10 protein-coding genes are annotated in these 7449 nt (G+C 63.8%); 6 read left to right on the top strand and 4 right to left on the bottom strand.

From position 1 onward, the window contains the following. Together V5A53_RS11265 and V5A53_RS11260 are read right to left on the bottom strand one after the other, a co-directional pair. Positions 1–680, bottom strand: a 680-nt coding sequence (locus V5A53_RS11265; protein WP_442928693.1) for an MFS transporter, incomplete at its 3' end; no start/stop codon positions are given. A 123-nt stretch (positions 681–803) separates the two neighbouring features. Beyond that, the gene (locus tag V5A53_RS11260; protein ID WP_332313709.1) at positions 804–1397 is read right to left on the bottom strand and encodes a hypothetical protein; all 594 of its coding nucleotides are present in this window, start codon (positions 1395–1397) and stop codon (positions 804–806) included. Positions 1398–1503: 106 nt separating this feature from the next. On the opposite strand from V5A53_RS11260, the gene V5A53_RS11255 reads away from it, so the two are divergent. The 3 genes from V5A53_RS11255 (at position 1504) to V5A53_RS11245 (ending at position 3727) form a co-directional block, all read left to right on the top strand. Continuing rightward, a complete protein-coding gene (locus V5A53_RS11255) occupies positions 1504–2586 on the top strand; it encodes an ATP-binding protein (RefSeq protein WP_332313708.1) in 1083 nt (360 codons plus the stop codon). Between the two features lie 38 nt (positions 2587–2624). Beyond that, on the top strand, positions 2625–2984 hold the full coding sequence (locus V5A53_RS11250; protein WP_332313707.1) for a hypothetical protein: 360 nt from the start codon (positions 2625–2627) through the stop codon (positions 2982–2984). An 83-nt stretch (positions 2985–3067) separates the two neighbouring features. Further along, positions 3068–3727, top strand: coding sequence for an HAD family hydrolase (locus V5A53_RS11245; RefSeq protein WP_332313706.1), 660 nt, complete (start codon positions 3068–3070; stop codon positions 3725–3727). Positions 3728–3818: 91 nt separating this feature from the next. Here V5A53_RS11245 and V5A53_RS11240 read toward each other — a convergent pair whose 3' ends face one another. Beyond that, positions 3819–4523 (bottom strand): hypothetical protein, encoded by a 705-nt coding sequence (locus V5A53_RS11240; protein WP_332313705.1) that lies wholly within the window; start codon positions 4521–4523, stop codon positions 3819–3821. Between the two features lie 123 nt (positions 4524–4646). Between V5A53_RS11240 and V5A53_RS11235 the strand changes: the two genes are divergently transcribed. Beyond that, positions 4647–5051 (top strand): hypothetical protein, encoded by a 405-nt coding sequence (locus V5A53_RS11235; protein ID WP_332313704.1) that lies wholly within the window; start codon positions 4647–4649, stop codon positions 5049–5051. A gap of 83 nt (positions 5052–5134) precedes the next feature. Continuing rightward, positions 5135–5269, top strand: coding sequence for a hypothetical protein (locus tag V5A53_RS11230; RefSeq protein ID WP_332313703.1), 135 nt, complete (start codon positions 5135–5137; stop codon positions 5267–5269). A 207-nt stretch (positions 5270–5476) separates the two neighbouring features. On the opposite strand, the gene V5A53_RS11225 is transcribed toward V5A53_RS11230, so the two are convergent. Further along, positions 5477–6619 (bottom strand): acyl-CoA dehydrogenase family protein, encoded by a 1143-nt coding sequence (locus V5A53_RS11225; RefSeq protein WP_332313702.1) that lies wholly within the window; start codon positions 6617–6619, stop codon positions 5477–5479. Between the two features lie 151 nt (positions 6620–6770). On the opposite strand from V5A53_RS11225, the gene V5A53_RS11220 reads away from it, so the two are divergent. Then, a complete protein-coding gene (locus V5A53_RS11220) occupies positions 6771–7187 on the top strand; it encodes a hypothetical protein (protein WP_332313701.1) in 417 nt (138 codons plus the stop codon). Positions 7188–7449 lie beyond the last annotated feature (262 nt).

Here is a 7449-nt window from a genome sequence, read left to right as displayed (position 1 = left end):
AAGAGCACCAGCGTCGCGAAGAGGACGCCGATGTAGGCGAAGAGGACGGCGAAGTTCACGAGGCCGATAGTAACCGAGGGCAGCGAGGTGTCGACGTCCCACGGCTTGACCGACTGCCGGGGATTGCCCTCGACGTGGGTTTCGGGGACCGCGAGGTACGCGAGGACGCTGGCCAACAGGGCGAAGGCGGTTGCGACGACGAAGGCCGCGACGGTGCCGTAGAATTCGCTCACGAGGCCGCCGACGACGAGGCCGGTCGGGAAGCCGAAGATAACGCCGCCGCGGATGAGGCCCATGTTCGTCCCCCGAGAGCCGCCGTCGCTGAGATCGGCGGCGATGGTGTAGGCCGTCGCGAAGACCAAGGCGCTCCCGAACCCCCAACCGATTCGGGCGGCGAGGAACCACGCCGACGGCAACGAGGAGTACATGGCGACGATGTAGCCGCCGGTGCCGACGCCCTGAATCGCCAGGCCGACGACGAAGGGCGTTCGTGTGCCGACCCGGTCGACGACGATGCCGGCCGGCGCGTTGGCGAAGAGGCGCGAAAAGCGGTTAGCACTGAGGATGAGGCCGACCATGAACGGCGAGATGCCGAGGACCTTGCCCAGGTTCGGCAGGATGGGAAAGATGACGCCGCCGCCGAACCCGACGAAGAAGGTACTGGCGATGACCGTCGCGATGACCGCGTACTGCTGGTCACCGCTCCGGAGTCGCGCCCGGAGGCCCTCGGCGTCGCTCGTAGTCACGTGTTGACTGACCGGTCAGTCAATAAAGACGGTTTCGGATTCGGCGGGCCGTCGGTGCTACTCGCCGAGTTTGTCACGGGCGGTCTCGACCGCGTCGGCGACGGCGATGCGGTCGTCGTATCCACAGCGGTCCGCCCACTCGCGGCCGTCGTAGCCGCGAACCTCGATGCCGTAGTAGGCCCACGCCTCGTTGGGAAGCAAGCCCGTGTCCAACAGGTGATTGACCGTCGCCTCGACGAAGCGCTGGCCGGCCTCGGCGTCGGTGGATTTGGCGGCGACGATGGGGTCCGAACCCTCGAAATCGTGGTCGGTCAGGCGGGTAGCGGCCTGATGGTGGACGACCCGGAGTATCGTCCGGTCGACGCTGTCGTACCACCCGCAGTCGTCGAGCAGGCGGTTCCACGCCGTCCGGTCGCCGTCCCGGAAGACGACGACTGTGCCGGTGTCGCGGACGACATCGAGGTCGCCGTTTCGGACCGCATCGAGGTGGGCCGACCAGTCGGCCTCGAGGTGGGACTGGAGGGTTTCGAGCCGCGAGCGGGCCTCACTGACGGACAGCGCGTCGGGATGATCCGGATCGTCGTAGTGGTCGATGACCGCAGTTATTTCTGCGTCGGTGAAGTGGGCGGCCGTCCCGTCGGCGTCGGTCATACTCGTGAAGACCGTCACACCCCGCGTATAAATCGGCGGGGATAGACGGCCGTCACGGCGCGTTATAGCCGTCACCTATACTTCGGCGCGCGTCTACGAACGAAGCGTGTCAACGCCGGACAGTCGGAAGCGGTGGGGGGCGCTGTTCGTCACGCTCGGGGTGACGCTGGCAGCCGCCGGCCTGACCTTCTGGTTCGCGTGGGGACTGCCGAGCGCCGGGTCGTACAATCAGGCGGTGCTGGGTATCGTCGTCCACGTCCTGTTCGGCTACATCGTCGTGATGTCGGGACTGACCATCTATCGGAGCGACCTCGCGGTCTCGGAGTGCTGGGTCGCCGCCAAGTGGTGTCTCGGCGGCTTCCTCTTCATGTCGAGTTTCGTCGTCTGGGCGTCCGTTCCCGAGATACGCGCCGGCGGCATCTCGCTTGCCTTCGCCAACCAGTTCATCATCGTCGGGTCGGTCGGCGCCGCGGCGGGCGTCCTCATCGGCCTGAACCGCGGGCAGGCCGCCCAGAACGCCCGCCTCGTCGAGGATACGAGGGACCAACGCGAGACGCTTCGCTTCCTCCTGCGGCTCATCCGCCACGACATCAAGAACGACCTCGTCGTCATCGGCGGGTTCGCCGACCGCCTGGAGGGGCAGTACGACGCCGACCCCGAGGAACTCGCACTGATTCAGGAACGCACCGATTCCGCCCAGAGCCTGCTGGAGACCGCCGACACCATAATCGAATCCGAAACCGGGCAACTGGCCACCGAGGCGGTGAACCTGTCGGTGATACTCCGGGAACAGGTCGGTGCCCTCGAAACCTCCTATCCGGACCTCACCGTCGAAACCGACATCGACGATGGGCTACGGGTGACTGCCAACGAACTCATCGACGAGGTGTTCTGGAACGTCCTCGAGAACGCCGCCGAGCACAACGACATATCGGGATTGACGGTCAGCGTCACGACCGAACGCGTCGACGGCGCCGTCGAGACCGTCATCACAGACGACGGGAGCGGGATTCCCGAGGGCGTTCGTGAGACGGTGTTCGAACCGTCGATCCAGCGGTCCGGAGGCGAGGCCGACGGGCTCGGCCTCTATCTCGTCCGGAAACTGGTCGAAACCTGCGACGGGAGCGTCACCATCGAGGATCGCGACCCCTCGGGGACCGTCTTCCGGATTCGCCTCCCCGCCGCGTGAATCGGGTGCTTATAAGATATCGACCCCAACGCCCGGTCATGACGCCCGACGACGACGACGACCGACGCTGTGGTCGCTGTGGCGGTGCGGCCGTCCCCGCCGACGGCGCGGGCGGCGGCGTCACCGTCCTCGAATGTGCGGACTGTGGGAACGTCATCGGGTTGGTGCAACCGGACTCCGACGGCGATACCGAGGCTGGGACCGATCCTGACCCCGTCAGCACGGACACGGTCCACGCAACGGACGGCGACCTCGACCAACTCCACCGATTGTGTCGGACCCACGGCGGCGAAGAACGCATCGAGGCCAACCGACTGGTCCTCGAGTGCGAGACGGCCACGCTGGCGGTCGTCCCGAACGATGACACCCTCGAGATCCGGCCGACCGAGGAGGAATGAGCCGCCGAAGCGGCCGGTCGTGTATGCTACGTCGCCACAACCGACCGAAACGGTGAACTCCGAGGCCTCGGAAACAGATTCTGTTGCCCGACTACGATACCCTCCTCTTCGACAACGACGGCGTTCTCGTCGAGCCGCCCGCCTTCGAGACACAGTCGGCGGCCATTCGCGAGGCCTTCCACTCGGTCGGCATCGACGCGCCCGACCCCGACCACATCGCCGAGTTCTGCAGCGGCGTCACCGTCGACGCCCTCCACGAAATCGGTGAGGCCTACGGCGTCGACCCCGAGACGCTGTGGGACGCCCGCGAACACCACGACGAACGATCGCAGTTCGAGCAGTTCGAGGCAGGCGCTCGCGGGACCTACGACGACATCGGCGTTCTCGCCGACCTCACCCACCCCTGCGGCGTCGTCAGCAACAACCACCACAGCACCGTCGAGTTCGTGCTGGACCACTTCGGCCTCGATGCGCACTTCGAGACCTACTACGGCCGCCCGAAAACCGTCGAAAGCCTCCGCCGCAAGAAGCCGAACACCCACTATCTCGACCGCGCGATGGCAGACCTCGGCGGCGAATCCGCCCTCTACGTCGGCGACAGCGGAAGCGACGTGCTGGCGGCCGAAAACGCCGGCATGGACACGGTGTTCGTCCGCCGCGAACACAGCCACGACGTCGACCTGCCGGTCGAACCGACCCACGAGATCGAGACGCTTTCTGCGCTCCCGTCGTTGCTGGATTGATACGAATCGTTGTAACGAGTTACCGGTCATCGCCAGTGCGTGTCGACAATGACCGGTAAAAGAGTACAACAGTCCGTATGAGTCGGGGCGGTCAATCCCCCGCCGCGTCGAACCGGGTCCGAACCTCGGATTTCAGTTCGCCGATGATCTTCTCTTCGGCGATGTTCATCGACCGGATCGCCTCGTCGGTGTACTCGATGGTGACCGTCGGCAGCGACGGCAGCAGCCGACTGGTCAGTATCTCGTTGGGGTTCAGTCCCGTCTCGAAGACGAACGAGCCATCGAACTCCCGAATCGGCGCGGTAAACCGGACGGCATCGTCGACGAGCGCTATCGCGGCCCCTTGGTCCAGCGACCCCTCCGCGGCCGCCCAGAACTCGTCTTCGGGGCTGGCGACCAGCGGTTCGATGCCGTCGGCCAGTCGCGCCAACCGCGCCAGGGTCGCCTCGGCGACAGCGTTCCGCGTTTCCGCCGAAACCCCCGGCTTCAGGGCGTCCATGTAGTTGTCGTGAGCGAGCAGGTCGTCCTCGAAGGCCGCCAGTTCCTCGTCGCTTTCGACGTAATCCAGGAGGATCGAGAACTGCCGGATGGTCCGCTCGCGATAGACGTCGAGTTCGGGCTCGACGACGTGTCGCTCCAGTAGATCGGTCTTGTTCCGAAGGCGGTCGACGAGGGACCCACCCGGCCCGAGATTCGTCCCGTCGAGGGCCCGCCCCACGCTGAATTCCTCGTGGGTCGCATCGAGCGTCCGATTCGTGAACTGCTCGAAGCCCGTCTCCGCCGCGCGGCGAGTCATTACCTGTTTTATGTCGGGCAACCGCAAAGGGGTGTCGGCCCGGAGAGGCCGGTTCCGAGACTCGATTTGAGAGGCGTGTTATCGTTACCCACAGTTTTTCACCGGTTGGATATCTATCTTGGTATGAGGAACCATATCGAGGCCTTCAAACAGTTCGGAGAAGACGAGTTACGGATGGTCTCGACACACGACGCGACCAACTACGAGATGCAATACGTCCGGGAGGACCTTCGGGACGCGTTCACGGACGGCGAGTTGGACAACGCCCACCGGAATCTCGTCGCGAATCAGGTCTCCTCGGAGGATTTCAGCCAGGCCGTCGACCACGGCGGGTTGCAAGCCCAGCAGTTCTTCTTCGAGGATGTGCTGGCGTTCATCTTCCCCGCGTCTCGCTACGACGGCGTCTTGGTCTCCTACGACCGGGAGGGGTCGATTCCGGTCGCCGAGGTCTCCGAACCGGCGTCGACGTACTGGAGTGATCCCGGACGGACCGACCACCGAAGACCCGACCGTTTCCACGCCGATTGAACCGAATGGAGTCCTTACTCCACAAACGAGGGGCAGTATAGATATCATAATTAACAATGATGAATAGAAACGGGTGGATACAGATGTACGAGATAAACTGTACTGATTGTGGCCGAATCGGCTTCCACCCGTCCCAGGTCGGCGCCCGGTCGCGCGCTGACACCCACGTCGACGAGACGGAACACGACTGCGAAGTCGTCCCGATGGACGAGATCTGAGACGGGCCGTTCCGGTCGTTCGTCAGTCATCGCGGCCCGTACTGGCGGTGATCGGTGAATCGTTACACCAGTTCGTATGAGGCGCCCCATCCGAGGCAAAGCGGCTCACGACGCATCCGGGATTCAACGGGGGTCGAACGCCACACTGAGGAGACGGCACGAGCGACGGGGGTGAGACATCGGATTTCGAACGCGAATACGGCACCGCTACCTCTCTGCATGGCGGGAGAAGACGGCATCCGCCAGTGTATCCTTGTGTCCCTCGTTCGGCCCGCCCGCAATCGTGAGCAAGCGAGCGTCCCGGAGATACCGCTCGACGTGGCGTTCGGTCGTGTACCCGATTCCACCGTGGAGTTGCATCGCGTCGTTCGCGTTGTCGACCGCCGCCTGCGTCGCGTTGATCTTTGCCATGCTGTACTCTCGGCTCACGTCCGCCCCGCGGTCGGCGCGGTCGGCCGCCCGAAGCGTGAGCAACCGGGCCGTATCGACGCGTTCGGCCATCTTCCCGACCTCCCATCGGACTCCCTGAAAATCCCCTATCGCCCGGTCGTACTGCCGCCGTCGACTCGTGTATTCGACGGTATCCTCCAGTGCCGCCCGTGCGATACCCACACCCCGTGCGGGGACGTTCACTCCGTTTTTGTCACGCCCGCGCTCGACGTACGCCTCGCCTTCCTCGCCGACCCGTCGGCCGTCGGAGACACGAACGTCCGAAAGGGAGACCTCGACGGCCTTCGCGCTCCGGGCCCCCAGCGTGTCCCACACGTTCTCGACCTCGAAGGCCTCTACCGGGACGAGGAACGCGCTCACGTTGTGTGGGGCCGCCTCCTCCGGCCCGGTCTTCGCGTACGTCAGGATGACGTCGGCATCGAGGTAGTTCGTCACCCAGCGCTTGTGGCCGTTCAACACCCACTCGTCGCCGTCGCGCTCGGCCGTCGTCTCCATCCTCGATTTGTCGCTGCCCGCGTTCTCCTCGCTCAATCCGAGCGCACCCACCGTGTCGTAGGTCGCCATCTCCGACAGGAATTCCTCGCACTGGTCCTCGGTGCCGAATCGTTCGATGACCGTCGCGACTCCGAGGTGGAGTGCGACGGTGCTCGCAACCGACATCGTCGCTGCCGAGAGTTCCTCGGTCATCAACGCCAGTTCGACCAATCCCTCGCCGCGACCGCCGTACTCCTCGGGCAGCGTCAACCCGGTCAGCCGTCGGTCCCCGAGTTCGGCGAGAATGTCGGCGGGGTACTCGTCCTGCTGGTCGAGTTCGATCGCCCGTGGCCGGATCTCCTCCTGTGCGAACGTTCGCACCTCGTCACGGAGGGACTGTTGGGCCTCAGTTAGCTGGAACTGCACGGGTGGAGGTGATTCTGCGTTCTGTTAGTTCTTTGTGCGGGTTGGCTAATCGCGGTTTGGTTACTGAACGGACGAAACTGATATCGTATATAACATTATTAAGCGACATTTCTAACAAAAGATAAATGCGAACACTCCCGGAACACCAGTTATGGTAAGCGACCGGCACCGAGAGTTACACCGGTTCATCCGCGAACGAGCCGGTAACTCGTACCGAACGGCGTTCTATTACGATGCCGACGGCTGGGAGACGATTCACATTCGGCACGATCTCCAGACGGAGGCCCTCGGCGAGGAAGCGCCCGACGTGATGGACCGAGCGCGGCAAGCGGAACCACTCGTCCGAGAGGAGGACTACCCGCCGCTTGGCGAAACCTACGCCCAGACCGAGATCCACGAGGACGGTATCGTCTTCCAGTTTCCCGAAGGACCGAACGAGGGGACCCTCGTCTCACTGGACCCCGACGCCGCACAACTACTGACTGGCTTCGTCACCCGATGTCTCTCAATTCTGGAGACGCCCGATTCTACCACGTATCAGTATCGAGAGTCCGCCTCCACTGAGTGACATAGAGGCGTTCAAAGAAGTGGGGGGAGAGATTTTCGGGTGAATACTCACGGCTCAGGGCGTTCTACTCATCATTTCTTTCAATCGATGATGTCAACTCGAACTCAACCCCCCCACGAAGCGGAGCCCCTACTCGCGAGAAAAAAACAGAGTCCCTCTCCACCACAGCCGATCCCACAGCAATAATCCGGCCTACCCACCGAGGACCCGGAGCAACGACTGGCACGGTGAGTGATGCGCTCTCTCGAGAGATGTTCGAGAC

The sequence above is a fragment of the Natronomonas sp. genome, assembly GCF_036625485.1.
Classification (GTDB): domain Archaea; phylum Halobacteriota; class Halobacteria; order Halobacteriales; family Haloarculaceae; genus Natronomonas.
This window is presented reverse-complemented; position numbering and strand designations above follow the sequence as displayed.